The organism is Aquidulcibacter sp. (assembly GCF_020253525.1).
Taxonomy (GTDB): domain Bacteria; phylum Pseudomonadota; class Alphaproteobacteria; order Caulobacterales; family Aquidulcibacteraceae; genus Aquidulcibacter.
The window spans coordinates 1-25,632 of record NZ_JADCBK010000132.1 but is presented as its reverse complement, the minus strand read 5'-3'; the positions used below and the strand labels follow the sequence as shown (position 1 = coordinate 25,632).

The window sequence follows — 25,632 nt, the reverse complement described above, 5'->3', positions numbered from 1 at the left end:
CTGAACATACAACCTAACTGGCTTTTCAGGAGAGAACCGATGTCGAAGTTTGACAAGGTCATGCAGCAGATCAAGGACGATGAAGTCCAATATGTAGATTTTCGGTTCACCGATCCGCGCGGCAAGATGCAGCACGTGACTTTTGACGTCGACATGGTTGATATCGACCTGTTGGAAGAAGGCGTAGCCTTTGACGGATCGTCCATTGCGGGCTGGAAAGCCATCAATGATTCCGACATGATCATGCTGCCAGACCCAGACAGCGTGACCTTGGACCCCTTCTACCAGCAAACCACCCTCGCCATCGTCTGCGACGTGGTCGTGCCCGGCACGTTGAAGTCCTACAACCGCTGCCCACGCGGCATCGGCAAGCGCGCTGAATCCTATTTGAAGTCGAGCGGCGTGGGCGACACCGCCTATTTCGGCCCAGAAGCTGAATTCTTCGTCTTTGACGATGTGCGCTGGAACACCGACCCCAACAACACTGGCTATAGCTTTGACTCGACCGAACTGCCTTACAACACCGGCAAGGTCTATGAAGGCGGCAACATGGGCCATCGCCCCGGTCCAAAGGGCGGCTATTTCCCAGTAGGCCCAATCGATTCCGCACAAGACCTGCGCGGCGAAATGCTGCAAGTGATGAAGGAATTGGGTCTTGAGCCTGAGAAGCATCACCACGAAGTGGCCCCCGCTCAACATGAGCTTGGTTTGAAGTTCCAAACTTTGACCAAAATGGCCGACTATATGAACCTGTATAAATACGTCATCCAGAATGTCGCGGCCGCTTATGGCAAGTCGGCGACCTTCATGCCAAAGCCCTATTTCAAGGACAATGGCAGCGGGATGCACGTGCACCAGTCGATCTGGAAAGGTGGCAAGCCTTTGTTTGCTGGCGACCAATATGCTGATCTGTCTGAGAATTGCTTGTATTATATCGGCGGCATCATCAAGCACGCCCGTGCGATCAATGCCTTCTCAAACTCTTCGACCAATTCCTACAAGCGTTTGGTCCCAGGCTATGAAGCCCCCGTCATGCTGGCCTATTCGGCGCGCAATCGCTCGGCTTCGATCCGCATTCCTTACACCACCTCGCCAAAGGCCAAGCGTTTGGAAGCCCGCTTCCCAGACCCAATTGGCAATATGTATCTGACCTTCGCAGCCCTGTTGATGGCGGGCCTCGATGGGATTGAAAACAAGATCCACCCAGGCGACCCATTCGACAAGGACCTCTATTCCTTGCCGCCAGAAGAGTTGGAAGGCGTGCCAACTGTGGCCAAGTCCTTGGACGAAGCCCTCGACTCCTTGAGCGCCGACCGCGACTTCTTGAAAAAGGGCGGCGTGTTCGATAACGACATGATCGACGCCTATATCGAACTGAAGCGCGAAGAGTGTGAGCGTTTGAACATGCACCCACACCCTGTCGAGTTCGACATGTATTACAAAATGTAAGCTGACCTTCAGCTTAAGCGGAAAGCCCGGCAACGCCGGGCTTTTTTGCTTTCAACAGTCCTAAGTCAATTCATACAATTTTAAATAATCTGGGATTGACTTGCCGCAATGGTGCCCATTCTCCTTTTGTGGCGCCAACTGATCCGCCCTTTGAAGTGAAGATTAGCTCTGTGCGTCATGCTAATCTTCGCTTCTTTTTTCCCCGTTTTCGGTTTTGTAACCAGTTTCTGCCAATCTACCCTCGGTAGCCTTAGGGCTTGAGGGAGGGGTTGGAATGAAGAAACACATTCTTTTTGCCTGTACCGCCGTGATTTTGGCGGGCTGTGCCTCCTCGGCGCCGCCCTCTAACATTGCAGATGCCTGCGCCATTCTCGACGAGAAGAGCCGTTGGGAAGATCATGTCTTTGATGCCGCGCGCGAGTGGCAAGTATCACCCGGCATCATTCTCGCCTTTATCCGGCAAGAAAGCAGCTTCCGCCGCGATGCGCGGCCGAAGGATCGCAATGGCCGCTTGTTGTCCAGCGCTTATGGCTATTCGCAAGCTTTAGACGGGACTTGGGCCGATTATGAGCGTGCCCGCGGCGGGGCTAAGCGCAAGAATTTTGGCGATTCAGCTGACTTCATTGGCTGGTATATTGACCAAATCTCACGCCGGACGGGGCTTTCCAAAACGGACGCCCGCAATCTCTATCTGGCCTATCATGAAGGCCCGACCGGCTTTCAGCGCCGCACGTTTTCGTCCAAGCCTTGGCTGGGTGAAGTGGCAAGCCGGGTAAGCAGCCAAGCCGCCATTTATGACGGTCAGCTGCGCCGCTGCGAGGCCCGTCAAATGCAAAGGCTCGCCAGCAATTAAGCTGCGATCACATTTTACACTCCTTGCCCTAAGGCGACCTCCTTCCCTCTGTCTCCAATCCAGACTAGGGTTTGGATGAAAGCTGCCACAGAACAGCTCAAGCTTTGGGAGATGACCATGTCTGAGGGTACAAAAGTCCTTTATGAACGCGATGGCGATGTTGCCATCCTGACGTTGAATGACCCCGCCACCATGAATGCTTGCGGCCTGGATATGGCCCAAGACATGACACGCGCGTTTGAACGGGCTGCTGGCGAGGCGCGCGCGATTATTCTGACGGGCACCGGCAGAGGTTTTTGCTCTGGTGCGAATTTGGGCTCCACCGCCTCGAACATGAATGACGCACAAGACCCTGAACACATGGATGCCGGGGCCGCACTTGAAAGCATTTATAATCCGCTGGTGACGACGATCCGGGACTTACCCGTTCCTGTGGTGACCGCGATTAATGGCGCGGCAGCGGGCATTGGCTGTTCGTTTGCGCTGTTGGGCGACATCATTCTGGCGTCAGAGAATGCCTATTTCTTGCAAGCCTTCCGCCGCATTGGCCTCGTACCCGATGGCGGTTCCACCTATATGTTGGCGCGCGCGGTTGGCCGCGCCCGTGCAATGGAAATGATGTTGCTGGGTGAGAAAATCCCCGCCGCCCAAGCCCTCGACTGGGGCCTAATTAACCGTGTAACCCCAGCCGATACGCTGATGGATGAGGCAAAAGCCCTCGCGCACAGCCTTGCCAGCGGCCCCACTAAGACCTTGTCCATGATCCGGAAAGCGGCTTGGGCAAGTTTGGATAATGACTGGAATTCGCAATTAGCTTTAGAGCGCGACTTGCAGCGCGATGCGGGCCGCACCAAGGATTTCCGCATTGGCGTGATGGCCTTCTTGTCCAAGCAAGTGGCGCAATTCACCGGCCGATAGGCGAGCGCCCGCAGCGGGCCAGACGATCAGAGGACCGCGCGTGGACGTCTTATGGATCACATTGCCGATCTTTGGCCTTGTCGCGCTTGGCTGGGCGGGGGCCAAGGCTGGCTTGTTTGACGGGGCAACCGCATCTGGCCTGTCGCGCTTTGTATTCTGGCTCGCCTTCCCCTCCCTGCTTTTGACCTCCATGGCCAAAGCGCCGGTGCCCAACCTCACACAAGGCTCTGTCCTGTTGGTTTGGGTGGGGGTTTTGCTGGCAGGCCATCTGTTGGCCCGCATCGCAGGCCTTGGCTTTGGGCTCTCAAAAGTCAGTCAGGCTGGTGTGGGATTTGCAGCGTCCAGTGGCAATACAGCCTTTTTGGGCACAGCCATCCTCGCCAGCCTGTTTGGGCCAGAGGTGCTGGCCATGGCTGCGGCCTTTGTTGCCTTGGAAAATATCCTGATCGTGGGCCTAGGCGTTGCGGGGCTCTATCTGGCCAAGCCCGCGCCAGACGCAACAGCAGCGCGCCGGGCTATGCTGGGTGGGCTTACCAATCCGGTCAGCATGGGGGCCCTGATTGGCTTTGTGATCGCGCTGACGGGTTTGCAGGTTCCCCCAGCTTTGATGCGACCGTTAGACATGCTGGGGGCTGCGGCCAGCCCAGCAGGGCTTGTCGCACTGGGGATTGTGATGGCAACCAGCCTGCCCCCCACCCAGAGCCAGTCGGGGCGCGATCTGGGCTTAGTGGTGGCGGTTAAATGCATCGCGCTCCCCCTGATGATGGCGGGGGGCATGGCCCTGATTGGCGCGCCACGCGACCTTGCCTTAGCTGCGACGATCCTTGCCGCCTGCCCCAGCGCGGTGAATGTATTTATCCAAGCCCAGCAGGCCGAAGTCTGGGGCGATACAGCGGCGCGCGCCGTATTTCTGACGACCTGCGTGTCGATCGTGACGTTGAGCTTAGCTGCCAGTTTGGCTGTTTAGGCAGGCACTTGCATCCAGCTTGGTGGGTCGAGCCTAATTGCCTGATCGCCTGCCCGCAGCCCATGGCCTTCTGCCAAAGCCTTTTGCGCGCGATCAAAGCGGATGAGCGCGAGGCCAACCCCGTGACCTGCGCTGCGCATCCGGCCCACTTCCCACCCATCGGCCAGGATTGGGGTTTCAAAAGCCGGCGCGGGTCCGTCAAAGCCGATGCGACAAAGCTTGGTCTTAACCGTGGTGCGCCGCTTCATCCGGCTGGTCATTTCTTGGCCGACATAGCAGCCCTTATGAAAATCCACCCCGCCCATTTCATCCATCAGGCCTTCGAGGATAAAGTCCTTTTCAACCAAGAGGTCTGCCGCAAGGTCTGGCACACCAAGGCCTAAGCGCGCTTGCTCATAGGCTGTAAAGGTGGCTGCATCCTCGCCTAAGGTCAGATCAGCCCGTGGGGCAATAAAGCGCCGCGGCAAGCCCGCGTTACGGGGGTCGGGATAGGATATGGCCGACTTCGGCAAAGCTTCCTGGTTCCACACAGCGCCCACAACATAGCCCGCACTGTTGTCCTCAATCGTCACCTTTGAGCGCAGACGATAAAGGCTCAAGCGCTTAGCAAAGGCGGCGGGGTCAGACACATCCATCCAAAAAGTGCCCGCCTCGGGTGCGAGAATGAATAGTTCAAACAAGAACTTGCCTTGCGGGGTTAGCATGGCCGCATAGACGCAAGCCTCAGGGCTTGCGGCTTCCACATTTTGGGTCAAAAGCCCGTCCAACAGGGTTGCCGCATCGGGGCCCGATACGCACACAAGACCACGCTTGGGAAAGGAAACAAAATCAGCCATCGCCTATACTTAAGGCCGCTTGTGCCTTTGTTCAAACCCTGTCGCCAAATCATCGGTAAAGCGTACCAATGCATCGACAATGCCGGGCTCTAAGCTTGCATGGCCCGCATCGGCAATGATTTCCAACTGGGCATGGGGCACGACCTTTTTCAGCGCCCATGCCGAGGATAAAGGCGTCAGCACGTCATAGCGGCCATGAACGATTTGGATCGGGATGGATTTCAGCACAGACGCATGGTCGAGTAGCCAGCTATCGGTTTCAAAAAAGCCTTTATGGACAAAGTAATGGTTCTCGATCCGGGCGAAGGCCTCTACAAAGCGGTCTTCCTCAAAGCGCCCGGGGCGCGCATCCGGCCCCTTCATGGACAAACAATCGCCCTCCCAGCGCGCCCAAGCCCGGGCGGCCAAAATACGCGTATCGCGATCCTCGCTAAACAAGCGCTTGTGGAAAGCCCCAACGATATCGTGCCGCTCTTCCTCTGGAATCACGCTGACATAGCGGTCAAAGGCGTCAGGGAAGATGTTGCTGGCCCCTGATTGATAGAACCACGCAATTTCGGCTTGGCTGATCAGGAAAATGCCCCGCAAAGTCAGGCTCAAGACCCGGTCTGGATGCTTGATCGCATAGGCCAAGGCCAGAGTTGACCCCCATGAGCCGCCAAATACCGCCCAAGCCTCAATGCCCAAATGCGCGCGCAACTTCTCGATATCGGCGACCAAGTCCCACGTTGTATTGTCGCGGGTTTCGGCGTGCGGGGTGGAATTGCCACAGCCGCGCTGGTCAAAGCCAACAATGTGCCACTTCTTGGGATGAAAGAAGCGCCGCATATCCGGGCTCATGCCCCCACCGGGGCCGCCATGCAGACAAATGACAGGGATGCCCTCGGGCGTGCCGGCTTGTTCAAAATAGAGGGTGTGTAAGTCGCTGACGGCTAGCCGCCCCGTCTGAAACGGCTCAATCTGGGGATAGAGTGCACGGCGAATAGAGGCAGAATCGGGCATTAGGGTCCTTCTTGTCCCAACAGGGCTTAGAGCGGGTCGCAGAGGCGTTCAAGGTGGGTAAGGCTGGGCCGTTCACGACGTGCGCAAGCCGCCAAAGCGCTTATGCATCCAGTCGGCAATGGCTTGAGTGGTCTCTTCAGGCTTTTCTTGCTGGGTCCAGTGGCCACAGCCCTTAATCAGCACACGGTCGAGGTCTGGCACATATTTTTCCATCCCATCGGCCGCAGAAGGCGGCAAAACCACATCATTTTCAGCCATAATCATCAAGCTGGGCTGAACCACCAGGTCTGGAATATCGGCACTGTCGAGCCAATTGCGGGTAAAATTCCGATACCAATTGATGCCACCGCGAAAACCAGTGCGGGTGAAGGTCTCCACATAGACTTGATGCTCTGCCTCACTCAGCAAAGGATAGGTCGCCTTGCTTTTGTCGAAACTTTGCAAAGCCAGTTGAAAGGCATGGTTGCGCTTGCCTTCCGGGCGGGCATCAAATTCGAGTGGCGTGACAGATGAGCGGCGCATGTAAAAGCGGAAGGTCTTGTCGATATCTTCTTCCAAAATCGCTTCCATCGCGCCAGGCTTTTGGAAGAAGATGATGTAATGATCAGGGCCGAAGCGCTGCTCATAAAGGGCAATCGGATCAATCGAGGGGCGTTTCGTATAAGGCGTATTGACGCCAATCACGCCTGCTACCCGGTCGGGCCTACGGGTCGCCATCGCCCAGACGATCAGCCCGCCCCAATCATGCCCACAAAAGACGGCCTTTTCGATCCCTTTGGCATCAAGCAAAGCGGCCAGATCGCCAGTTAGCGTATCGAGATCATAGGCCTCAATCGCCTCGGGTGCCGAGGTTAGGCCATAGCCGCGCAAATCCGGAGCTATGGCGCGAATGCCTGCTTTGGGCAGCCCCACCACTTGATGCCGCCACGAAAACGCAAGCTCTGGATAGCCATGGCACAAAACCACAGGCGGCAGCTCCGATGGTGTGCCCGTGTCCCAAACCGCCATCTCAATGCCATTGACGGGCAAAATCTCTGGGGCAAACAAGCCAAACTGGGCCCAATCAATCGGGTTCATGTAAGGTTTCCTTTCGGCTGAAACAGGCCCAGGCAAGGCAAATCCATCCTGCAAGTAAACTAAGGCCACCCAAGGGTGCGGCCATGGCCACAGCGCGCGGTGCGCCCAAAGCTAAGGCATAGAGCGATCCGGCAAAGAGGATCATGCCAAGGCCAAACAGCGGGATCGCAAAGCGTGCCTTGGGATAGCCTTGGGTTTGGAGCCACACACAGACAAACAGCACTAAAGTGTGGGCCATATGTTGGCCACTACCCGTCTCGACCCAAGCTTTGGCTTGCGGGCTTGTCAGGCCATGGGCCCCAAATGCCCCGATCGCCACCGCCAAAAAGCCCGAAAGGCAAATCAGGCCCAAAACTGTCTTCTGCTTCATGCGGACACCTTTTTGGGTGGAATGGCATAGGTGATCACGGCATGGGCAACCAAATCGGTTTCGCCATCAGACCTAATGCCCGCCTCCATCACTGCCATGGTCTTGCCCAGCTTCATCATGCGCACGTCGGCAATCAAATCCTTGGGCTTGGGTTTGCGCATGAATTGGATGGAGAGATTGGTTGTCACGGCCAAAGGCTCAAACCCAATGGCGGATAAAACCAAGGCATAGGCTGCTGTATCGGCCAAAGCCATCATGGTCGGCCCAGATAAAGTGCCACCGGGCCGGATCTGATTGGGGCTGAAAGCGATGCGACAGCGCGCCGTTTCACCATCTGCTGCTTCGACCAAGGGGGGCGTGCCACCGCTAAAGGCTTGGGCTAAAAACTGATTGATCTCATCTGGGCTCATCCCCTCACGCTAAAGGCTCACCCCAATCAGGTCCAGCCACTTCGCCCAGTGTGCTTACCTGCCCGCTTCATGTGGGAGGCAGCGTAAATCATCATGGTGATTGAAAGCCTATTTTCGTCTAGACCCGCTTTGGTGAAGCGCGGCGATCACCAAGCCAGGTCTCAGTGAAAGAAAGCAAGCACCGCTTCAGTCCCTTCGGGACAGCTTCCCCGTAAACAGGGAAGCGGAATAGCCCAACTGGTGGCGGATGCCGCTCACGCTCCGGCGGGAATAACAAGCTTGGGACGGACCTCAGCACCAAGAATGCAATCGCTCCACAGAGAAAAAACACCGGATGCTGTAATTTTTTTCCGTCCTAACGTCTCGTTTACCAACGCGATTCACACTGAGGCTAGAAATTAGGAGACGCTTGTGGCGCGTGCGGAAGAAAAACAATTAATTGAATCTGAAAGCCAAATGGCGCAACGGCGTGCACAGCGCGCCTCTTGGGCCTTGTTGCAGCGTGTCCATACGACGTTAGACTTGTCTTGCGCCCATGTGATCGAAGTGATGGCAACCGATGCTGGCGCCCATGTCGCGCTTCTCGCCCGCCAATTCCCCGGCGTGCATTTTGAATTGAGCCATGAGGCCACGCGTTGTGAAGAATCCATTCGCATCCTTTGGGCACCTGATGGCGTGACCACCTCTTTGTCGAAAGACCAATTGGCCAGCTATGATGCAGCCATTGTGACCCATGCACCCGAAGCCCTGCACGAGACCTTTGTGACCTTTGAAGGCTTTGCCCGCGTGGCTGGTGTGCGGGATTTTGCTGGGGGCCAAGCCTTGGCCATCTTTGGCAAGGGCCTAGCTCGCGACCTATTCCGGGCCAAAGTGCGCGACATCGCGGCTTAAGCACACCCAACTTACACCTTACCGTCACAGTCACGCGATTGTTTTGCCCGCCTAATGCGGGCAACATGCATTTCTGTGACTGAACCCAACCACGACCCTATTGAACAATTTGAGGAAGAAGAGGCCCGCACGGCAGCTTGGCGCACGATGCTGGGTGCTGTTTGGGGTCGCGCACGCGGCAGCCTTACCCATCCGTTGCTTACAGCCGCGATCAGCCTTGGCGTCTTTATCGTTGCGCTGATTTTCATCAATGAGGAGATGACGCGCCATAGTCCGCAGGATTTGAAGGTCGCTTTTGAAGCAGTTAATCCGTGGAGCTTGCTGGGTGCCGTCGCCTGTGTCGGCCTTGCCTATGCAGCCCTTACTTTCAATGATCGATTTGCTTTGACCATGCTGGGCAAAAGCCTGCCGCGCGCCCGCACCGCGCGCGCCAGCATCGCCGCCTATGCTTTGGCCAATAGCCTTGGCTATTCCTGGGTGACGGCGGGTACCGCGCGGCTGCGGCTTTACCGCAAATGGGGCTTACAGCCTGCCGAAATTGGCACCCTGTCGTTCCTGACAGGGTCTGCGGTTCAAGTGGGCGGTCTGACGGCGGCGGCCCTTGGCCTTTTATATGCCGCCCCCGAGATTGCGCTTCATGGCCAGTTTCACGCCTTGGTTTGGTATAGTCTGGGTCTCTTCCTGTTGGTTCCAGGTGCCTTGTGGCTGGTCTATGCGCGCTTTGGGTCGGCCCAATCCCGCATTGGCGAGGCCGTGATCCACCGACCCGAATTTGGCAAAGCCTTCACCCAACTTGCGATCACCGTATTGGAATGGATGTGTGCGGCGGGTGTGCTCTATTTCCTGCTGCCCGACCATGGTGGTTGGTCTTATCCTGCCTTTTTGGCCGTCTATGTGCTGGCAGGATTATTGGGGGCCCTATCGGGTACGCCCGGTGGCTTTGGGATTTTCGAAGCGGCGATTTTGACTTTAGCCCCCGTAACCCAAGATACGCCGGGCGCTGCGGTGGCACTGGTTGTTTACCGCTTGATCTATACCTTCATTCCTTTGGTGATCGGCACGATCATTTTGGGCCTAGACCATGCAGCCCCAGCAGCAAGGCCTGCCGCCAAAGCCGCACGGACCATGGGCACTAGTCTAGGCGCGCGCATCAGTGCCCGCCTCGGCATGACATTGGGGGAAGCCACCTTAGAGCTTTCGCCGCGCATCTTATCGACCTTGGTGTTTATGGCGGGCCTTGTCCTCTTAAGCTCGGTTGCCACGCCCGCGCTCTCAGCGCGTATGCAGGCGATTGATGCGTGGGATTTGCGGGCGATATCGGACCTCTCCCACTTTGCCGCCTCGATCGTCGGCGTGCTCCTCTTGCTGATCGCCGCTGGCCTGTGGCGCAAAGTGACGGCTGCTTGGGGCGGGGCGATTTTACTATTGAGTGGCGGGATCATTTTTTCCCTCGCCAAAGGCCTAGATTGGGAGGAGGCCACCATCCTTGCCATTGTGCTGGGCTTGGCCCTGCCCTGTCGGGCCGCCTTTACCCGCAAATCCGCCCTTGGCCCCAATCTCTTATCGCCTGCTTGGATCGCAGCCCTTGCGGGTGCGGTTGCTGCAGCCGGATGGCTCAGCCTATTTGCCTATCAGAATGTGGAATTCCGGGCTGAGCTGTGGTGGGACTTTGTGCGCGACAATGACGCCGCGCGCAGTCTCAGGGCCTTGACTGCAGCATGTGTCATGACCTTGTTTGTCGCTGTTTGGGCGCTGTTTACGCCGTGGCGCGCCAGCCTAAAGCGCACGTCAGACCCGGCAGATATGGCCCGTGCGCAAGCAATTTTGGAGCGGGCTCAGAACCCACGCGCCGACGCCAATCTCGCCTTTTTGGGCGATAAGCTCTTTTTGTTTTCCGAAAGCGGCGAGAGCTTTGTGATGTATCGCGCGCGCGGCAATCGCTGGATCATTTATGGCGATCCCATTGGCCTTACGAGCGAGCGGCAAGCCTTGCTTCGACAGGTGCGCGATGCAGCCGATCAAGCCGGTGCGCGACCCATTTACTATGCCGTCTCGCGCGAGTTAGTGCCTGATTTTGCCGAGAGCGGCTATGTCGTCCGCAAGATTGGCGAGACCGCCATTGTCGATCTGGAGACCTTCACCCTGATCGGCAAGGACGCGCAAAACCTGCGCACCTCGCGCAATAAAATGGCGCGCGAAGATGTGCGCTTTTTCTTTAGTCCGGCTTCAGAGACTGCGGGCCTTTTGGATGAAATGGAGCCCATCTCGCGGGCATGGCTGCGCGCCCATCATGGCGGGGAAAAAACCTTCTCGCTCGGCACCTTTGACCGCACCTATCTAAGCCGCTTCCCAACCGCTTATGTGCGCGACAAGACAGGCGCGATGATTGCCTTTGCAAGCCTGTGGACCACACCCGATGGCGAAGAAATTGCGATTGATCTGATGCGCCACAGCCCCAGCGCGCCGCATGGGGTGATGGATTATTTGTTTGTGGAAATCGCCCTCTGGGCCAAAGAGCAGAATTATCGCCGCTTTGATTTGGCCATGGCCCCCTTATCTGGTCTTTCTGACCTTAAGGGCGCGCCCTTCCTCGTCCGGCTTGGGGCGATTGTGTTTGAAGAGGGCGAGGAAGTTTATGGCTTCCGGGGGCTTCGTCGCTTTAAGGACAAGTTCAACCCCACTTGGAAGCCGCTCTATCTCTGTGCGCCGCCCGATGTGATGTTGCCAGCGGCCCTTCTTGATGTGGCAGCCCTGACCAGCGGTGGCCTGCGCGCCATGTTGAAGGGCAGTGGTTAGACCGCCTCTCCAGCTGCCACCCCACTCGACCACGCCCATTGGAAATTATAGCCGCCAAGCCAACCCGTGACGTCGACCGCTTCTCCGATGAAATAAAGGCCTGGGACAGCTTTAACTTCCATCGTCTTTTGATTGAGGGCGGCGGTATCAATCCCGCCCTTGGTCACTTCGGCTTTGGCATAGCCCTCATCACCCACAGGCGTCAGGTCCCAATGGTGCAGGGTCTCTGACAAGCTTCGCAGCTGTGCGTCTTTTAAGTCTGCCATGGGTCGGTCCAGCCCCGCTTTTTCGGCCAAGGCATGGGCCAGGCGCTGGGGTAAACGTTCGGCCAGAATGGTGGCGGCTTGGGCGCGTGGGCGGGTGGTCTTGGCCTCGATCAGCCACTGATCAGCTTTGATATCGGGTAAGAGGTTGAGATAAATGCTCTCACCCTTAGTCCAATAAGAACTGATCTGCAGGATGGCAGGCCCTGATAGGCCACGATGGGTAAAGACCATGCCTTCGCGAAAAGCTGTCTTGCCTTTGGCTGCTACCCCTTCAAGCGACACACCTGCCAAGGGCCGCATCAATTCAATATCCTTGATCCCAAATACCAAAGGCACAAGCGCAGGCTTGGGCTCTATTACGGCCACCTCAAACTGGCGGGCAATCTCATAAGCAAATCCCGTTGCGCCGAGTTTCGGGATAGACGGGCCGCCCGTGGCGATGATGAGACTGGGCGCGAGTGCCCGACCCACTTGGGTGGTGACGACATAGGTCTCGCCCGACCGCTCCACGTCTTGGACCTGCACATCAGTTGCAATTGTGACCCCGCCCTTGGTGCATTCAGCTAGCAACATATCGACAATGAGGCGCGCCGCCCCTGCCCCTTCGCAGAATAACTGCCCCAAGGTCTTTTCATAAAAGGGAATATGATAGGCTTGAACCAGCGCGATGAAATCATATTGAGTGTAACGGGCAAGCGCCGAGCGGGCAAAATGGGGATTAGCCGAGATAAAGCGGTCGGGCTTAATCTCCATATTGGTGAAATTACATCGCCCACCGCCTGAAATCAGGATTTTGGCCCCCACATTCTCGGTATGCTCTAACAATAGGACCTTGCGACCACGCTGGCCCGCGCGTGCCGCCGCCATCAAGCCCGCCGCCCCTGCCCCAAGAATGATGACATCATAGTGTTCACGCATGCTGCGCACTTAAGCCGAAGTTCAATTTAGAGATAGCCAAGGACGCAGCAGCAGGTGTAGCCTTGGGCCAACCACATCAAAAAAATCTTGGGAGCACGCAATGAAATATAAGACCTTGGGCCGGACCGGCCTTGTTGTTTCTGAAATCTGCCTCGGCACCATGACCTTCGGCGGGGATGGATTTTGGACCGTGATTGGCGGCCAAGATCAGGAGGTTGCTAGCAGTCTCGTGCGCCAAGCCTTTGATGCAGGCGTGAATTTCTTTGACACCGCCGACGTCTATGCCAATGGCCTGTCAGAGCAGATGTTGGGCCATGCCATTCGCGAGAAGGGCCTGCGGCGTGACGAAATTGTCATTGCCACCAAAGCCCATGGCCGCGTGCAGGACCTTTTGCCGCCTGACGCCAGCCCCCATGCGCAAGCTGAAGCGACCCGCCGCCAAACCGCACGCAATATCTCTGGCCTCTCACGCAAGCATTTGTTTGACGCCATAGATGCAAGCTTAAAGCGCCTCAATATGGATCATGTCGATCTCTATCAAATCCACGGCTACGACCCCCTCACCTCGCTGGATGAAGTGATGGACACGTTGAATGACATCGTGCGCTCTGGCCGGGTGCGCTATATCGGCCTGTGCAACCGCGCCGCGTGGGAAACCGCCAAAGCCAATGGCATTGCCGAGCGGAAGAATTATGCCCGCTTTGACTCCATGCAAATGTATTACACTTTGGCCTCGCGCGACCTCGAACGCGAAGTCGTGCCCCTGGCGCAAAGCGAAGGCCTTGCCATCTTGCCATGGAGTCCACTCGCTGGCGGCCTTTTGTCCGGCAAGTTCAAGCGCGATCAAGCAGGGCCCAACAATGCCCGCCGCGCCAGCTTTGACTTCCCGCCCGTCAATAAGGACCGGGTTTATGATTGCGTCGAAGCGATGGAGCCGATTGCCGCCGCCCATGGCGTCAGCGTCGCCCAAATTGCCCTTGCTTGGCTCTTGCACCGCCCTTGGGTGACCAGTGTCATTATCGGGGCCAAGACCGACGACCAATTGACCGATAATCTCAAAGCCGTGGACGTGAAACTGACCGCTGAAGACCTGGCTGTTTTGGACAAAGTCTCCGCCCTGCCATCGGAATATCCCGGCTGGATGTTCCCCGTTCAAGGCCGCGACCGAGCGGGGTCTGTGGGGTAAGAACTTTACCGAAGATCGCGGACACACAGCACATAATTGTGCCCGCGAATATCATCGCCTTGTGGGCCAAAACCCTCAGGAAAGCTGCCAGGTGAGGCGGTTTTCGGGTCACTGCGCATGGCCCCAGCGCCATGCACATCGAGCCAGCGCCTTTGGCCAGAGCCAGGGGGAACTTCCATAAATCCTTGCGCCTTGCCAATTGCGGCATACACGGCGAGTTCTCCCGTTTGGCTAAACGCGCGCCCCTGTTCTTGCGCGGGAGGGGGGCCTTCCAAATGGGTTGTCGAGGACCAGAGATAGGCAGTTTGATCGCTGAGTTGAAACAGCGGATCAATGGCAGGTATGCGGTTGTAATCCACCAAAGAATGTAATTCCTTGGCATGGGGCAACCGCCAATCTGAATAGCCGGCCAAGCTTAGATGCGTGCAATAGGAAAGCGCCGCCGACCACGACTTTGCGGTCCCATCGTTTTTGCGCTGCCACATCAGGCCAGTCGCGTGATCTTCAACAACATCTGGGCGCGCCTTAAAAGCATTTTGGCCATAGGGATTTCCACGCACCAAGCGGACCGCCAAACGATTAGGCGTTTGCATCCGGTTGGCTGGATCCATCACAGGATAGCCCTTAATCCGACCATCTGCGAAGTTTACGCCAAACACAGTATCATCTCGGCCCATTGTCTTACCAACATAGGGTGTGGCGCTCCACTCCTGCACATCGATAGGTCGCCGACCATGGGCGGCATCGCCGAGGCCCTTGCCATCCCCATAAGCAAAGTCAAAGTATTTGGTATCAATATAGGGGCGCGATGTTGCCGGATCGCCGGTATAGCCACCACGATAATCAATCAAGGAGTAGAGTTCTTTGATTGTGGGAACGCGCCAGTCATCATAACCGCCTAAACGGCTGGCACGGGCATAAGAAGCTAACTCCTTAAAGGTCATGGGCGCACTGGGTGTTTTGGCCCACATCAAGCCAGTAATCTCATCCACAACAAGATTATTGGCCTCGACCCTGTAGGAAGCTGCCTTACCTGGATGCTGCGCATTCTGCCCCGAAAGCGGCAGGCCAGGAGCCGGACACGGCAAAACAGGTCCGGCAACATCGTAACAGCGATCTTGGCCCGTGCTGACAATCTGATAATTGCCTGCCGCCCGTGGTACGCCAGCCGATGCCGGAACTTGCAACAAGCATAGAACCAGCAAACCTAGACCAAGCCGAAACTTTGCCAATGGGCTCATGGGTGGTCTCCTTTAAGGTAATGGGGCGGCTTTCCGCCTAAGGCGTCGCGCAAAAGACAAGCTGCTCGACTAAAGGCCTCGGCCTCTGCGGCACCGAAGCTCTGGCGGATGAAGCCATCGACCGATAGCCAAGCCCGCTCAATCTTAGGCAAAAGCGCCAGGCCTGCTGGCGTCAAAGCAATGGAGGTCTGCTTATCGCCAGCCTTACTATGTCGATTGACCAGCCCGTCTCGCTCCAACCGCGTGAGCATCACCGTCATGGTGGGTGGTGCCAAATCAAAAGCCTGGGCCAGTTGCACCTGTTTGATAGGCCCAAATTCAGCAATCGCCATCAGCACGCGCGCCTGGCGTGGTTGTAGCCCCGTCTCAGCCAAAGCGCCGCGCAAATGGGCTTCAATCAAATGTGCGGCATGAAGGATCGGATGAAATAGAATTTCCATCCGTACAAAATATTAGATATCTAATTTTTGTCAAGCATCCTTGGTTCGATCCGATGCGCAAAGAGGCACATGCAGTCCTGTGACTGACAATTGATAGCGTTTTGCCGCGTGACGTGATGCACACACGCGACGCTGCCTCTGGGGTAAAGGACGGTTCAAGTGACCCAATCAAGGCCGCGACCGAGCGGGGTCTGTGGGGTAAAGTCAAAAACTTGAATGTCATCCCGGACGGCGTCAGCCGATCCGGGACCTTGTGCCGCAAGGCCCCATTTTAAGTGCGATGTCATCCCGGACGGCGTCAGCCGATCCGGGACCTCCTGCCGTAACTTCACCAAGGTCCCCGCTCTCCGCTTCGCTTCGGCGGGGATGACAGGCATTCTAAAAGGAAATTTCTTCCCACAAGTCTCGCCACTCGGGGTTGCTCTTTTCCACTAATTGGATTTTCCATTCTCGACGCCAGCGCTTGATCAATTTTTCCCGCTGAATTGCAACATTTACATCGCGGTATTGTTCGACCCAAACCAGCCGCTCTAGATTGTACCTATCTGTGAAACTTCGTTTGAGTTGATGGGTTCGATGTTGCCAAACCCGCTTCACGAGATCGCTTGTAATCCCGACATAGAAAACACCTCGTGGGCGATTAGTCACGAGGTAAACGAAAAATCTGTCCTCTGGCTCAGATGCATCCATCTTTCTATATCAAACCGGAAATCAGAATAATTACCTTAAATATAAAACAATAAATGTCTATCCATAAATTGATTTCATCCCGGACGGCGTTAGCCGAGTCCCAGGTCTCCTGCCGCAAAGTCCCACGGGATCCCCGCTCTCCGCTGACGCTCCGGCGGGGATGACACACTTAAGGGGAAGGCCCCTAGACAACCCACCGCCAGACCGTTAAGCCCAGCGCCCCCATGGCCCATACCCCTACCCTTGGTCTCGATTTCGGGACGACCAATAGCGTTGCGACCTTGCCCGATGGGCGGGGCAAAAGTCGTGCGATCCAGTTTTCGCATGAACAGGACTTGGTCCAAGCCTGTCGGTCGGTTCTCTGTTTTTGGCATGAGGAAGATGACCACCGCGCCAAGGCGATGATGGAGGTGGGTCCATGGGCGATTGACCGCTTCTTAGAGCTCGGCGGGGATTGTCGTTTCATCCAATCTTTCAAGACCTTTGCCGCCAGCCCTTTATTCACCAGCACCGTCATCCAGAATAAGGCGTGGCGGTTTGAGGATTTGTTGGCGGCTTTCTTGCGCCGCTTGAGTGAGCGGGCAAGCGAGCCCTTCCCCAAGCGCGTGCTGGTGGGTCGGCCCGTGCGATTTGCTGGCAGCCGGTCGGACGAAGATTTAGCCCGCACCCGCTATCAAGCAGCCCTCACCAAAGCAGGCTTTGAAGATATCGCCCATGTCTATGAGCCCGTGGCGGCGGCCTTCTTCTTTGCCCAGCGCCTGACCCAAGACGCCACGATTTTGGTGGCCGACTTTGGCGGTGGCACCAGCGACTTTTCCATCATCCGCTTTAAGCGCGGGCAAAAGACCCAATCGGCAGAAGCACTCGCCCATCGCGGTGTGGGCATAGCAGGCGATAGTTTCGACCAGCGCATCATTGACCATCTGGTCTCGCCACTCTTTGGCAAAGGCTCTCACTATGCCAGTGATGGTAAAGTTCTGCCGGTGCCTTTGGCCTATTACGGCCGGTTTTCGCAATGGAACCAATTGTCGATCATGCGCCACACGCGCGACTATCAAGACTTACAAAAGCTCGCCAAACAGGCGCTGAACCCTGAAAAAATTCAAGCCTTTTTGGACTTTTTAGATGCCGAAGCCAGCTATCACCTTTATCGCGCGATTGCCGCGGTCAAAACGACCTTAAGCCACGCCGAAGAAGCAAGCTTTAAGCTTTCCTTTGCCGGGACAGATTTGGTCAAATCGCTGACCCGCGCTGACTTTGAAGCCTGGATTGCCGAAGACCTTGGCCAGATCGACGCCTGTGTCAGCGATGCGCTGACCGCAGCTGGCCTTGATGAAGGCGGGATTGATCGGGTGTTTTTAACCGGCGGGTCGAGCTTTGTGCCCGCCGTCAAAGCGCAGTTTGAGACCCGATTTGGGGCCCAGAAAGTAGAGACCGGCGACCAATTTGTTTCTATCGCCCACGGGCTTTCGCTGATCGCCCAAGAAGACGACCCCAGCCCCTGGTTGGCCTAAAGCGGCTCAGATCAGCCCAATTCCACCATGATTTCGTCGGCGGCCACGGCTGCCCCGGCTCCAACATGGACTTTGGCGACTTTCCCGTCGCGTTCAGCGCGAATGATGTTTTGCATCTTCATGGCTTCGACAATGGCAATCGCCTCGCCCGACTTAATCTCTTGGCCTTCTACCACTTCGATGGAGACAACAAGGCCCGGCATGGGCGAGATAATCATGCGCGAAGTATCGGCTGCGACCTTTTCCGGCAACTTGGCGTGAAGCTCGGCATCGCGTGGCGTAGCGACAATCACCACAGCCTTTGCGCCGCGATATTGGAACTCATAGCCTTGCGTGCGGTCCTTAAACTTGACTGCAAAGCCCTCATTCTCAAACACGCCCGCCGCGTGCGCCACGCCCGTAATCAAACGGTCACCGGGCTTAAAGTCGCTGGTAATGTCGATCGTATCACCACTTTCAAAGCGGATATGCGCACCGCCCTCTGTGATCTCGACATGGAGGGGGTGATAGGTGCCCTCAATGCGCACCACCCAATCGCTACGGATCGGCTTATGCGGGGTCATGCGGCCGCTGATCTGGGCATCCCGAGCCAGTTTGCGCATATGCACCAAGGCCCCAACGCCCGCCATCAGGCGCAAAATCTTGTCGGTTAAGGGTGCCCCCTTAAAGCCTTCGGGGAATTCATCCTTGATATAGGCGGTGGTGATATCGCCGGAGCGGAAGCGGGCTTCTTCCATCACGGCGGCTAGGAAAGGAATATTATCCTGAATGCCTTCGATGGCAAAAGTATCAAGGGCTGCGGCTTGGGCGTCAATCGCGGCCAAACGGGTTGGAGCCCAGGTCACAAGCTTGGAGATCATCGGATCATAGAACATCGAGATCTCATCGCCCTCGCGCACACCTGCATCATTGCGCACTTTATGGGTGCCAAAATCGCCTTCCACGGGTGGCAAATAACGCTTGAGGCGGCCAATGGAGGGTAGGAAGTTGCGGTAAGGGTCTTCTGCATAAATCCGGCTTTCAATCGCCCAGCCGTTGATCGCAAGGTCTGATTGCTTAAAGGACAAGGCCTCGCCCGAGGCCACGCGCAACATTTGCTCCACCAGATCAAGGCCCGTGATGGCCTCTGAAACCGGGTGTTCCACCTGCAGGCGGGTATTCATTTCCAAGAAATAGAAGCTCTTATCCTTGCCAGAGGCCACAAATTCCACGGTCCCGGCGCTATCATAGCCCACGGCTTTGGCCAAAGCGACGGCTTGGGCCCCCATGGCGGCGCGGGTTTCATCGTCGAGCAGCGGGCTTGGCGCTTCTTCAATGACTTTCTGGTTGCGGCGCTGGATCGAGCACTCGCGCTCAAACAAATGCACCACATTACCGTGTTTATCGCCCAAGACTTGGATTTCGATATGGCGCGGGGCCAGAATGAATTTCTCGATAAAGATGCGGTCATCACCAAAGGCATTCTTGGCTTCGGCGCGCACGGCAGGAAAGCCCTCTTCGACATCCTTGCGGTCATAGGCAACGCGGATGCCCTTGCCGCCACCGCCGGCAGAGGCCTTAATCATGACCGGATAGCCGATCTCTTCGGAAATCGCGACCGCATGGGCGGTGTCGGCAATCTCGCCAATATGGCCGGGCACACAGGAGACGCCAGCAGCAGCGGCGGTCTTCTTACTTTCGATCTTGTCGCCCATGGCGTGAATCGCATGTGGGTTCGGGCCGATAAAAACGATCCCTTCATCGGCACAGCGCTGAGCAAATTCAACCTTTTCCGACAAAAAGCCAAAGCCTGGGTGGACGGCCTGCGCACCCGTTTCTTTAACAGCGGCGATAATCTTATCGATTACCAAATAGGATTCTGAGGCCGGGGCCGGGCCGATAAAGACCTTTTCGTCGGCCATCTCAACGGCCATAGAATCGCGGTCGGCCTCTGAAAACACGATGACGGTTTTCACGCCCATACGCCGACAGGTCTTGATGATGCGGACAGCGACTTCGCCGCGATTGGCAATCAGAATCTTATCAAACATCTTGGTCCGTGTGCCCCTAGAACTGTCAGCCGTATTACCGACTTTATTATGTCGGGAACTGGTTAGAGGGCAATCGCGCGCGATGCAACTTTGCAGGGTCTGGAGAGGTGCAAGAAATCGCAAATGTCAGCTTGACCTGACATTTCGCGGATGTTAGGTATACCTGACATTCAGGAGGCAATTGCCATGGAACAGACACCCCAAGCCAAGACCTATATCATCCGCACCATGGTGTTCATGGGCCTCTATGTCCTAATCAATGCTGGGGCGATTGCGGGCTTGATGGATGGCCTGCCCGCCCCTGCCCGCTGGGGTTTGACGGCTTTGGTTAGTCTGCCGATTGCTGGGCAGATTTGGGCAACCTTGGTGATGATCCGCGATAGTGACGAATTCATCGGGGCCTTTTTGGCGCGACAATTCATTCTGGCCGCAGGTATCGCTATGGCACTTTTCTCAGCTTGGGGCTTTGCCGAAAGCTATGCGGGGGCCGCCCATGTGCCGGGCTGGATGATTTACCCGCTGTTTTGGGCCTGTTTTGCCCTTGTGGCCCCCTTTGCCCGTAAGGCGACAAAATGATCAACCAAGTGCGTGCCTTACGGGCTGCCAAAGGCCTGACCCAAGCCGATCTTGGGCAGGCTTTAGGGGTTTCGCGACAGGCTATTATTGCGATTGAAGCAGACCAGCACGACCCGTCGCTGGATCTTGCGTTCAAAATGGCGGCTTTGTTTGAGACCGAGGTCGAGGCAATCTTTGTGAACCCGCATCGAAAGGGCTAAAGCCCCCCTGTCTTGTCCTGACGTGGATCCAGCCATTCATGCTCCAGCGCGCGCAGACGGCCGATCACGGTGATCAAAAACGCCGTCGACCAGCCAAGCAAGATCACGCCATTGGCCGCCTCAATCGCGCCCACCAAGCGCCAATCGCGGGGCAAAATCACATCGCCATAGCCCAGCGACACAAAGGTGACGGTCGAAAAATAAAGTGCGGTTTCAAAGTCTTGAAACGCATGCAGGCCAAAATAATAGACCATGGCATAAAGCCAAATTTCAATGGTATGCACCGCAAACAGGCCGAAAACGACAAATAAAATGGCCAAAACCCGCAGCGAAATGTGTCGCGTGTCTGGATCTGCCAGGGGTTGTCTTTGCCGTATCATCAACATCAAGGTCGCCAGACCCACGAAGTGAATGGTCACGGTGGCGGCCACCATCACGGACGAAATCGCCAAAGTATCCCAAATATCGGTGATAAAATTCACAACGCCCAAGATCGGCACTCCACTTGGCCTGCTGCCAAGTTAAGGGCCACTATAGGGCCATGCGCTTGGCCCGTCACCCAAATGTCGCGCGACGTTCGGTCACACATGGGGTTTGGGGTTCAAGGGGGATCAAAGAAGAACTCCCCTCTCCCTTTGGGGTCGACCTATAGGTCGACGGTCGGGGGTGAGGGGGCGCGAGTTGAAGGGGCCTTTACCCCTCACCCAATGCGCTTTTGAAACATCCACCCCTTGGTCAAAAACGCTTGTGCGCCTTCGATAAAGTCAAAGCCCTCGGCCTCAAACAAGGCTTTCATATCCGTTGTCAGATAAGAGGTGAAAAACGGCTCGTGGAAGCCTACGGGAAAAGCGTCCAACAGGCGGTCGAGATTGGGATCATCCCCGGTCTGCAGCGCATCGGCCAGCACAAGTATCCCGCCGGGCTTTAAAATGCGGGCGGCCTCCGCCACCACCGCTTTGCGGATTTTGGGTGGCAATTCGTGGAACAGATAGACGCATAAGACCCGGTCCACGCTTTCGGTCTCAAAGGGTGTTGCTTCTGCTGCGCCACTGATGGCGGTCGCACGGCGATAGGGGGTCAGCGCTTTGGCCGCTGCGGCGGCATAGGGCGGGCTCATATCAAGGGCGGTTAAGCGCAGGCGCGGGAAATTGCGCATGACTTCACGGGCCAATTGGCCTGGGCCACAGGCAAGCTCGACACAAGTTGTGGTGCGTTGATCCAAGCCTTTTAGGCTTTTGGCAAGAAGGGCTAAAGCAGTGGCCCGCCGCATGGCCCCGGCAGAACCGGTAAAAATCGTCTCGACTTGGAAGTCGTACAAATCTGCACTTTCAGGCGTCAGCCAGCCACCGCTCTGCCAGTGAAAATTCTGCCGGAAATAGGCGGGAAACCCCTCGCCTAAGCCTTCTTCGCGCACTTCAACCCCATTTTTGGCCAAGCGACGCTGATCAATCGCCTTTACATCGCGCAGATATGCAAGACTTTTGCGCGTCTGGGCCAGTTCGGTTTTGGCCAGTGGGGCGAGGTAAAGCCCCGCATCAATATGGGCCATATCTTGATTGAAGGCTGCCATATAGGCTTGCCGCATCCGGGCTAGATCAGGCTTGGGCTTATCTGAGCTAAAGGGCGCTTCCCCCGGCCGATCAAACGGGGCCGATGTTGCCCGCGACAGGCCATAATGGGCGGCATAAAAGGCCAGTTTCGCCGTGGCCCCCGCGCGATATTTTAAGGCTTCAATGCGGTCCATGGCCTTAAGTTAGACTTGTCTGCCCGATTGGCCAATCAAAATGTGATCAATCCATCACGCCCGCGTCGATCCAAGCCTTTTTCGGCCAGCGCGCATGCACCCAAAACCATTGTTCAGGCGCTTTCAGGATGTTTTCTTCCATGAATTGATTGATCCGCAAGACCGAAGCATGGACGGCCTCATCCACCGGTAGGTCAAAGTCCATCATCATGGGTTCTTGGATATCGACCGTGAAGTTCGCGCCCGACAAGCGCTTGACCGTCATGGTCTGCAAGGGCGCTTTAAAGCGGTAAGCCAGACGCGAGGGCCCGTCTGCCGTCTTGCAGAGATGACCAAAAAATGGGGCTTCTACGCCCGTCTCATATTTCTGGTCATTCATCATGGCGACAGAGCCGCCCTTAGCCAAAATCCGCATCAGGCTGACCCCGCCAGACGGGCCTTTGGGGGCAAATAAGCGCACGCCATAATCGGCCCGCGCCTTCACAATCGTATCATCGACCCAGATGTTGTTGGCAGGCCGATAGGTGACGCGGCAATCCACCCCGCGCCGCACAATGGCTGCGGGCATGACTTCCCAATTGGCAAAATGGCCTGAGACAAACACGCCGGGCAGCCCCGTGCCGACATAGCGGTCGAGTATATCCAGCCCGTGAAACTCTGCCCGGCTTTCAGGGGTGAAAAGGCCCATGGCAGACAGATGCGGAAACTCCCCCACCACACGGCCTAAATTGTCCCACATCGCGTCCAGCATCTCGCGCTCTTCAGCCGGGGTAATGCGGGGAAAGGCCAAGCGCATATTATATTTGGCTGTCTTATGCGCGCTGGTGATCGGGCCAAGGGTGCGGGCAAAGCCTGCGCCGGCATTAGAGGCCTCATCCAAGGACATCCGGCTGATCCGGTTCCAATAGGTGTGAAACGCCCAAGATTCGATGCGCTTGAAGAAGGACTCGCGACGGCCTGCTGTCATGGAAAAATCCTAATCCTGCCCGAGATAGCTGTCGAGTTTGCCGCGCAGAAAGGCCAAAAAGCCCACCTCATCGGCCAAAACTGCTTCGATCGGCACAACCCGCACTTTGGCTGCGAAATCAGGCGGCAGGCGGACATGGTCTTTTTCTGTCGTCACCAAACTTGCCCCTGCTGCGCGCGCATCTGCCTCCAGTCGGCGCAGTTCATCTGCGCGATAGAGGTGGTGGTCGGCAAATGGGTATAGATCGACGACATTCAAGCCCAAGCCCCGCAGGGTCGCATCAAACTTCTCAGGCCGCCCAATGCCGCAAAAACCCAAAACAGGGCCTTCAATCGCAACTGGCTTGGCCTTTAGGCTTGCGTGAAAGATCGGGCCATTAAAGCCTGCAATATCTTCGAGCGTATCCTCGCTGGCTTGCCCCATCACCAAGATTGCTTCCGCACGGGCAAGGCCAATCGCGGGCTTTTCGCGTAGCGGCCCTGCTGGAATGAGGTGGCCATTGCCAAAGCCCGTCTGTCCATCGACTACCACCAGCGAGATGGTTTTTGCCAAGGCTGGGTTCTGGTGCCCATCATCCAAAATCAGGGCCTTCATGCCCTCTTGTACCGCAAGCCTGCCCGCCGCCGCCCGATCACGCCCCACAAAGACAGGCCCGCCTTGGGCCAACATCAAGGGCTCATCGCCAACATCTTCTGCCCGGTGCAGGGCCTTATCCACCACCACAGGGCCTTCGAGCCTGCCGCCATAGCCGCGCGAGACAATGCCAATCGGGCCACCCAAAACCTCTGCCAACAAAGCCCGCAAAGTCTGGGAAAACGGCGTTTTGCCCGTACCGCCAGCCGTCAAATTGCCGATGGAGATAACGGGGATGGGCAAAGCAACTGGGCTTGCCTGTGCGATCCGGCGGGCAACACTTGCCCCGTAGAGCGCGCCAAGAGGCGATAGCAGCAAGCGCAGGACTGGTGCGGCATCGCGGCCATAACGAATGGTCCAGAAAGCGGGCGCTCTCATGGCTTGGCCCGCTCCAATAGGCTCACAAGGGCTGTAACCGTATCGGCCATGGCGTGGCTGCCTTGGGCAATCACGTCGCGCGCCGCCGCATTCAATTGCTCACGCCGCTCTGGGTCCCCCAATAGGCCCGCCAAGGTCAAGGCAATCCGGTCAGACGCATGATCATCCAGGATCACCGCCCCATCCTGATCTTCCAAGGCATGATAGAGATCAAGAAAATTGCCAACAAAACTGGCGCTCACCACCGTTGAGCCAAGCTGGACGGGCTCAACCGGATTATGCCCCCCGATGCCGGGCTTTAGGCTGCCCGCAACAAAGGTGACAGGGGCTAAACGCATGGCAAGGCCAAGCTCACCTAACGTATCCCACAGCCACACAGAGGTCTTCGACCCTGGCACATGACCGTTTGAGCGGCGCACCGGCACGAGGCCCTGTTTGCGGCATTCAATCTCTACATCTTGCGCGCGTTCTGGATGGCGCGGGGCCAAAATCAACAGCGCATCGGGTGCACCCAAGAGCAAGGCCGCATGGGCGGCCAGAAGGACGGTCTCCTCCCCCTCATGGGTCGAGGCTGCCAGCCAAACCGGCCGATTACCCAGCTTGCCTGCCAGAAGCTTGGCTTCCTTCGCATTCACAAGGGGTGGGGGTGCTGCCAGCTTGAGATTACCTACCGTGCCAATCGGGCCTGTACGAAACAGGCTGAGGGCTTCAGATGTGCGGGTGTCGGCGGGCATAGCCACGTCAAACAGGGAGAATAAAAGCTCTGCCGTCTTAGCCCTGCCCCGCCAACCCTTGACCGAGCGTGCCGTCATGCGCGCATTGACCAGGGCCAAAGGCACCCCTGCCTCTTTGGTGGCGAGCAACAAGTTCGGCCAAATCTCGCCCTCGACAAAAACTGCCAAGTCTGGCTGCCACGCCGCGATAAAGGTCTTGGTCGCCATAGGCGTATCGACGGGCACATAGCGGTGCACATCAGGGGCTGAAAGCTTGCGCGCCATCAGATCAGCCGACGTCTTGGTGCCGCTGGTAAATAGGAAAGTCAGACCCGGATGGGCTTTGCGCAGCTCTTGTGCCAACGCATGGCCAACAAGGGATTCCCCGACGCTGGCCCCATGAATCCAAACCAATATGCCCTTAGGTCGCGCAGCTGGGGCTGTGCCCAAGCGCTCTGCAATCCGGGTTGGGTCTTCGCGCCCCCGTGCGGCCCGCCTCGCCAAAACGCCCGGCATGAAACGCGCCAGAAGCTGGGTCGCACTCTTATAGAGGCTCAAGGAAAAGGG

The 25,632-nt window shown here is 56.9% G+C and carries 25 protein-coding genes; 10 read left to right on the top strand and 15 right to left on the bottom strand.

Going from position 1 to position 25,632, the window contains the following annotated elements:
- Nucleotides 1-39 precede the first annotated feature (39 nt).
- The 4 genes from glnA to IOB61_RS14180 all read left to right on the top strand — a co-directional run bounded on the left by glnA (nucleotide 40) and on the right by IOB61_RS14180 (nucleotide 4,187).
- Nucleotides 40-1,449, top strand: coding sequence for a type I glutamate--ammonia ligase (gene glnA / locus IOB61_RS14195; RefSeq protein ID WP_290818040.1), 1,410 nt, complete (start codon nucleotides 40-42; stop codon nucleotides 1,447-1,449).
- 274 nt (nucleotides 1,450-1,723) lie between these two features.
- Nucleotides 1,724-2,302 carry a hypothetical protein gene (locus IOB61_RS14190; protein WP_290818037.1) on the top strand — a complete coding sequence of 193 codons (579 nt, stop codon included), beginning with the start codon at nucleotides 1,724-1,726 and terminating at the stop codon, nucleotides 2,300-2,302.
- Nucleotides 2,303-2,419: 117 nt separating this feature from the next.
- Complete coding sequence (locus IOB61_RS14185; protein ID WP_290818034.1) at nucleotides 2,420-3,220, top strand: enoyl-CoA hydratase/isomerase; 801 nt, start codon at nucleotides 2,420-2,422, stop codon at nucleotides 3,218-3,220.
- A 40-nt stretch (nucleotides 3,221-3,260) separates the two neighbouring features.
- Nucleotides 3,261-4,187 (top strand): AEC family transporter, encoded by a 927-nt coding sequence (locus IOB61_RS14180; protein ID WP_290818031.1) that lies wholly within the window; start codon nucleotides 3,261-3,263, stop codon nucleotides 4,185-4,187.
- On the opposite strand, the gene IOB61_RS14175 is transcribed toward IOB61_RS14180, so the two are convergent.
- The 5 genes from IOB61_RS14175 to IOB61_RS14155 all read right to left on the bottom strand — a co-directional run bounded on the left by IOB61_RS14175 (nucleotide 4,184) and on the right by IOB61_RS14155 (nucleotide 7,882).
- The gene (locus tag IOB61_RS14175) at nucleotides 4,184-5,023 is read right to left on the bottom strand and encodes a folate-binding protein (RefSeq protein ID WP_290818028.1); all 840 of its coding nucleotides are present in this window, start codon (nucleotides 5,021-5,023) and stop codon (nucleotides 4,184-4,186) included. The genes IOB61_RS14180 and IOB61_RS14175 overlap by 4 nt on opposite strands.
- 9 nt (nucleotides 5,024-5,032) lie before the next feature.
- The gene (gene pip / locus IOB61_RS14170) at nucleotides 5,033-6,025 is read right to left on the bottom strand and encodes a prolyl aminopeptidase (protein WP_290818026.1); all 993 of its coding nucleotides are present in this window, start codon (nucleotides 6,023-6,025) and stop codon (nucleotides 5,033-5,035) included.
- A gap of 72 nt (nucleotides 6,026-6,097) precedes the next feature.
- Complete coding sequence (locus tag IOB61_RS14165; RefSeq protein WP_290818023.1) at nucleotides 6,098-7,102, bottom strand: alpha/beta hydrolase; 1,005 nt, start codon at nucleotides 7,100-7,102, stop codon at nucleotides 6,098-6,100.
- On the bottom strand, nucleotides 7,089-7,472 hold the full coding sequence (locus IOB61_RS14160) for a DUF423 domain-containing protein (RefSeq protein ID WP_290818020.1): 384 nt from the start codon (nucleotides 7,470-7,472) through the stop codon (nucleotides 7,089-7,091). The genes IOB61_RS14165 and IOB61_RS14160 overlap by 14 nt, the downstream gene beginning before the upstream one ends.
- The gene (locus IOB61_RS14155) at nucleotides 7,469-7,882 is read right to left on the bottom strand and encodes a PaaI family thioesterase (protein WP_290818018.1); all 414 of its coding nucleotides are present in this window, start codon (nucleotides 7,880-7,882) and stop codon (nucleotides 7,469-7,471) included. The genes IOB61_RS14160 and IOB61_RS14155 overlap by 4 nt, the downstream gene beginning before the upstream one ends.
- A gap of 411 nt (nucleotides 7,883-8,293) precedes the next feature.
- Between IOB61_RS14155 and IOB61_RS14150 the strand changes: the two genes are divergently transcribed.
- Nucleotides 8,294-8,773, top strand: a complete 480-nt coding sequence (locus tag IOB61_RS14150) for a hypothetical protein (protein WP_085339169.1) — start codon at nucleotides 8,294-8,296, stop codon at nucleotides 8,771-8,773.
- 75 nt (nucleotides 8,774-8,848) lie between these two features.
- A complete protein-coding gene (mprF, locus tag IOB61_RS14145) occupies nucleotides 8,849-11,569 on the top strand; it encodes a bifunctional lysylphosphatidylglycerol flippase/synthetase MprF (RefSeq protein ID WP_290818013.1) in 2,721 nt (906 codons plus the stop codon).
- On the opposite strand, the gene IOB61_RS14140 is transcribed toward mprF, so the two are convergent.
- Nucleotides 11,566-12,753, bottom strand: coding sequence for an NAD(P)/FAD-dependent oxidoreductase (locus IOB61_RS14140; RefSeq protein WP_290818010.1), 1,188 nt, complete (start codon nucleotides 12,751-12,753; stop codon nucleotides 11,566-11,568). The two genes, mprF and IOB61_RS14140, sit on opposite strands and share 4 nt — an antisense overlap.
- 100 nt (nucleotides 12,754-12,853) lie before the next feature.
- Between IOB61_RS14140 and IOB61_RS14135 the strand changes: the two genes are divergently transcribed.
- Complete coding sequence (locus tag IOB61_RS14135) at nucleotides 12,854-13,939, top strand: aldo/keto reductase (RefSeq protein ID WP_290818007.1); 1,086 nt, start codon at nucleotides 12,854-12,856, stop codon at nucleotides 13,937-13,939.
- 5 nt (nucleotides 13,940-13,944) lie between these two features.
- Here IOB61_RS14135 and IOB61_RS14130 read toward each other — a convergent pair whose 3' ends face one another.
- The 3 genes from IOB61_RS14130 to IOB61_RS14120 all read right to left on the bottom strand — a co-directional run bounded on the left by IOB61_RS14130 (nucleotide 13,945) and on the right by IOB61_RS14120 (nucleotide 16,310).
- On the bottom strand, nucleotides 13,945-15,180 hold the full coding sequence (locus IOB61_RS14130) for a DUF1566 domain-containing protein (protein ID WP_290818004.1): 1,236 nt from the start codon (nucleotides 15,178-15,180) through the stop codon (nucleotides 13,945-13,947).
- On the bottom strand, nucleotides 15,177-15,620 hold the full coding sequence (locus tag IOB61_RS14125; protein ID WP_290817997.1) for a MarR family transcriptional regulator: 444 nt from the start codon (nucleotides 15,618-15,620) through the stop codon (nucleotides 15,177-15,179). The genes IOB61_RS14130 and IOB61_RS14125 overlap by 4 nt, the downstream gene beginning before the upstream one ends.
- A 378-nt stretch (nucleotides 15,621-15,998) precedes the next feature.
- Nucleotides 15,999-16,310, bottom strand: coding sequence for a GIY-YIG nuclease family protein (locus IOB61_RS14120; protein WP_290817993.1), 312 nt, complete (start codon nucleotides 16,308-16,310; stop codon nucleotides 15,999-16,001).
- 224 nt (nucleotides 16,311-16,534) lie between these two features.
- Between IOB61_RS14120 and IOB61_RS14115 the strand changes: the two genes are divergently transcribed.
- Nucleotides 16,535-17,824 carry an Hsp70 family protein gene (locus IOB61_RS14115; protein WP_290817991.1) on the top strand — a complete coding sequence of 430 codons (1,290 nt, stop codon included), beginning with the start codon at nucleotides 16,535-16,537 and terminating at the stop codon, nucleotides 17,822-17,824.
- An 11-nt stretch (nucleotides 17,825-17,835) separates the two neighbouring features.
- Here the strand turns inward: IOB61_RS14115 and IOB61_RS14110 are convergent, their stop codons facing one another.
- A complete protein-coding gene (locus IOB61_RS14110; RefSeq protein ID WP_290817988.1) occupies nucleotides 17,836-19,854 on the bottom strand; it encodes an acetyl/propionyl/methylcrotonyl-CoA carboxylase subunit alpha in 2,019 nt (672 codons plus the stop codon).
- A gap of 186 nt (nucleotides 19,855-20,040) precedes the next feature.
- Between IOB61_RS14110 and IOB61_RS14105 the strand changes: the two genes are divergently transcribed.
- Together IOB61_RS14105 and IOB61_RS14100 are read left to right on the top strand one after the other, a co-directional pair.
- Nucleotides 20,041-20,430, top strand: coding sequence for a hypothetical protein (locus tag IOB61_RS14105; RefSeq protein WP_290817985.1), 390 nt, complete (start codon nucleotides 20,041-20,043; stop codon nucleotides 20,428-20,430).
- Entirely contained in the window at nucleotides 20,427-20,630 is a 204-nt protein-coding gene (locus IOB61_RS14100; RefSeq protein WP_290817982.1) for a helix-turn-helix transcriptional regulator, read from the top strand. Before IOB61_RS14105 ends, IOB61_RS14100 begins: the two co-directional genes overlap by 4 nt.
- Here IOB61_RS14100 and IOB61_RS14095 read toward each other — a convergent pair.
- The 5 genes from IOB61_RS14095 to IOB61_RS14075 all read right to left on the bottom strand — a co-directional run.
- Nucleotides 20,627-21,112 (bottom strand): ion channel, encoded by a 486-nt coding sequence (locus IOB61_RS14095; RefSeq protein ID WP_290818069.1) that lies wholly within the window; start codon nucleotides 21,110-21,112, stop codon nucleotides 20,627-20,629. The two genes, IOB61_RS14100 and IOB61_RS14095, sit on opposite strands and share 4 nt — an antisense overlap.
- Before the next feature lie 218 nt (nucleotides 21,113-21,330).
- The gene (locus tag IOB61_RS14090; RefSeq protein WP_290817979.1) at nucleotides 21,331-22,374 is read right to left on the bottom strand and encodes a class I SAM-dependent methyltransferase; all 1,044 of its coding nucleotides are present in this window, start codon (nucleotides 22,372-22,374) and stop codon (nucleotides 21,331-21,333) included.
- Nucleotides 22,375-22,420: 46 nt separating this feature from the next.
- On the bottom strand, nucleotides 22,421-23,341 hold the full coding sequence (locus IOB61_RS14085) for a lysophospholipid acyltransferase family protein (protein ID WP_290817976.1): 921 nt from the start codon (nucleotides 23,339-23,341) through the stop codon (nucleotides 22,421-22,423).
- Between the two features lie 9 nt (nucleotides 23,342-23,350).
- Nucleotides 23,351-24,352 (bottom strand): tetraacyldisaccharide 4'-kinase, encoded by a 1,002-nt coding sequence (lpxK, locus tag IOB61_RS14080; RefSeq protein WP_290817973.1) that lies wholly within the window; start codon nucleotides 24,350-24,352, stop codon nucleotides 23,351-23,353.
- On the bottom strand, nucleotides 24,349-25,632 hold a 1,284-nt coding region (locus IOB61_RS14075), incomplete at its 5' end, for a glycosyltransferase N-terminal domain-containing protein (RefSeq protein WP_290817970.1). The genes IOB61_RS14075 and lpxK, both read right to left, overlap by 4 nt.

What these genes read in the sequence shown, in the direction of transcription:
- IOB61_RS14165 (WP_290818023.1), bottom strand. Translation starts at nt 7,102, where the DNA reads ATGAACCCGATTGATTGGGCCCAGTTTGGCTTGTTTGCCCCAGAGATT.
- IOB61_RS14120 (WP_290817993.1), bottom strand. Translation starts at nt 16,310, where the DNA reads ATGGATGCATCTGAGCCAGAGGACAGATTTTTCGTTTACCTCGTGACT.
- lpxK (WP_290817973.1), bottom strand. Translation starts at nt 24,352, where the DNA reads ATGAGAGCGCCCGCTTTCTGGACCATTCGTTATGGCCGCGATGCCGCA.
- IOB61_RS14155 (WP_290818018.1), bottom strand. Translation starts at nt 7,882, where the DNA reads ATGAGCCCAGATGAGATCAATCAGTTTTTAGCCCAAGCCTTTAGCGGT.
- IOB61_RS14110 (WP_290817988.1), bottom strand. Translation starts at nt 19,854, where the DNA reads ATGTTTGATAAGATTCTGATTGCCAATCGCGGCGAAGTCGCTGTCCGC.
- IOB61_RS14085 (WP_290817976.1), bottom strand. Translation starts at nt 23,341, where the DNA reads ATGACAGCAGGCCGTCGCGAGTCCTTCTTCAAGCGCATCGAATCTTGG.
- IOB61_RS14135 (WP_290818007.1), top strand. Translation starts at nt 12,854, where the DNA reads ATGAAATATAAGACCTTGGGCCGGACCGGCCTTGTTGTTTCTGAAATC.
- IOB61_RS14090 (WP_290817979.1), bottom strand. Translation starts at nt 22,374, where the DNA reads ATGGACCGCATTGAAGCCTTAAAATATCGCGCGGGGGCCACGGCGAAA.
- IOB61_RS14160 (WP_290818020.1), bottom strand. Translation starts at nt 7,472, where the DNA reads ATGAAGCAGAAGACAGTTTTGGGCCTGATTTGCCTTTCGGGCTTTTTG.
- pip (WP_290818026.1), bottom strand. Translation starts at nt 6,025, where the DNA reads ATGCCCGATTCTGCCTCTATTCGCCGTGCACTCTATCCCCAGATTGAG.
- IOB61_RS14105 (WP_290817985.1), top strand. Translation starts at nt 20,041, where the DNA reads ATGGAACAGACACCCCAAGCCAAGACCTATATCATCCGCACCATGGTG.
- IOB61_RS14175 (WP_290818028.1), bottom strand. Translation starts at nt 5,023, where the DNA reads ATGGCTGATTTTGTTTCCTTTCCCAAGCGTGGTCTTGTGTGCGTATCG.
- IOB61_RS14140 (WP_290818010.1), bottom strand. Translation starts at nt 12,753, where the DNA reads ATGCGTGAACACTATGATGTCATCATTCTTGGGGCAGGGGCGGCGGGC.
- IOB61_RS14130 (WP_290818004.1), bottom strand. Translation starts at nt 15,180, where the DNA reads ATGAGCCCATTGGCAAAGTTTCGGCTTGGTCTAGGTTTGCTGGTTCTA.
- IOB61_RS14185 (WP_290818034.1), top strand. Translation starts at nt 2,420, where the DNA reads ATGTCTGAGGGTACAAAAGTCCTTTATGAACGCGATGGCGATGTTGCC.
- glnA (WP_290818040.1), top strand. Translation starts at nt 40, where the DNA reads ATGTCGAAGTTTGACAAGGTCATGCAGCAGATCAAGGACGATGAAGTC.
- IOB61_RS14100 (WP_290817982.1), top strand. Translation starts at nt 20,427, where the DNA reads ATGATCAACCAAGTGCGTGCCTTACGGGCTGCCAAAGGCCTGACCCAA.
- IOB61_RS14125 (WP_290817997.1), bottom strand. Translation starts at nt 15,620, where the DNA reads ATGGAAATTCTATTTCATCCGATCCTTCATGCCGCACATTTGATTGAA.
- IOB61_RS14115 (WP_290817991.1), top strand. Translation starts at nt 16,535, where the DNA reads ATGGCCCATACCCCTACCCTTGGTCTCGATTTCGGGACGACCAATAGC.
- IOB61_RS14190 (WP_290818037.1), top strand. Translation starts at nt 1,724, where the DNA reads ATGAAGAAACACATTCTTTTTGCCTGTACCGCCGTGATTTTGGCGGGC.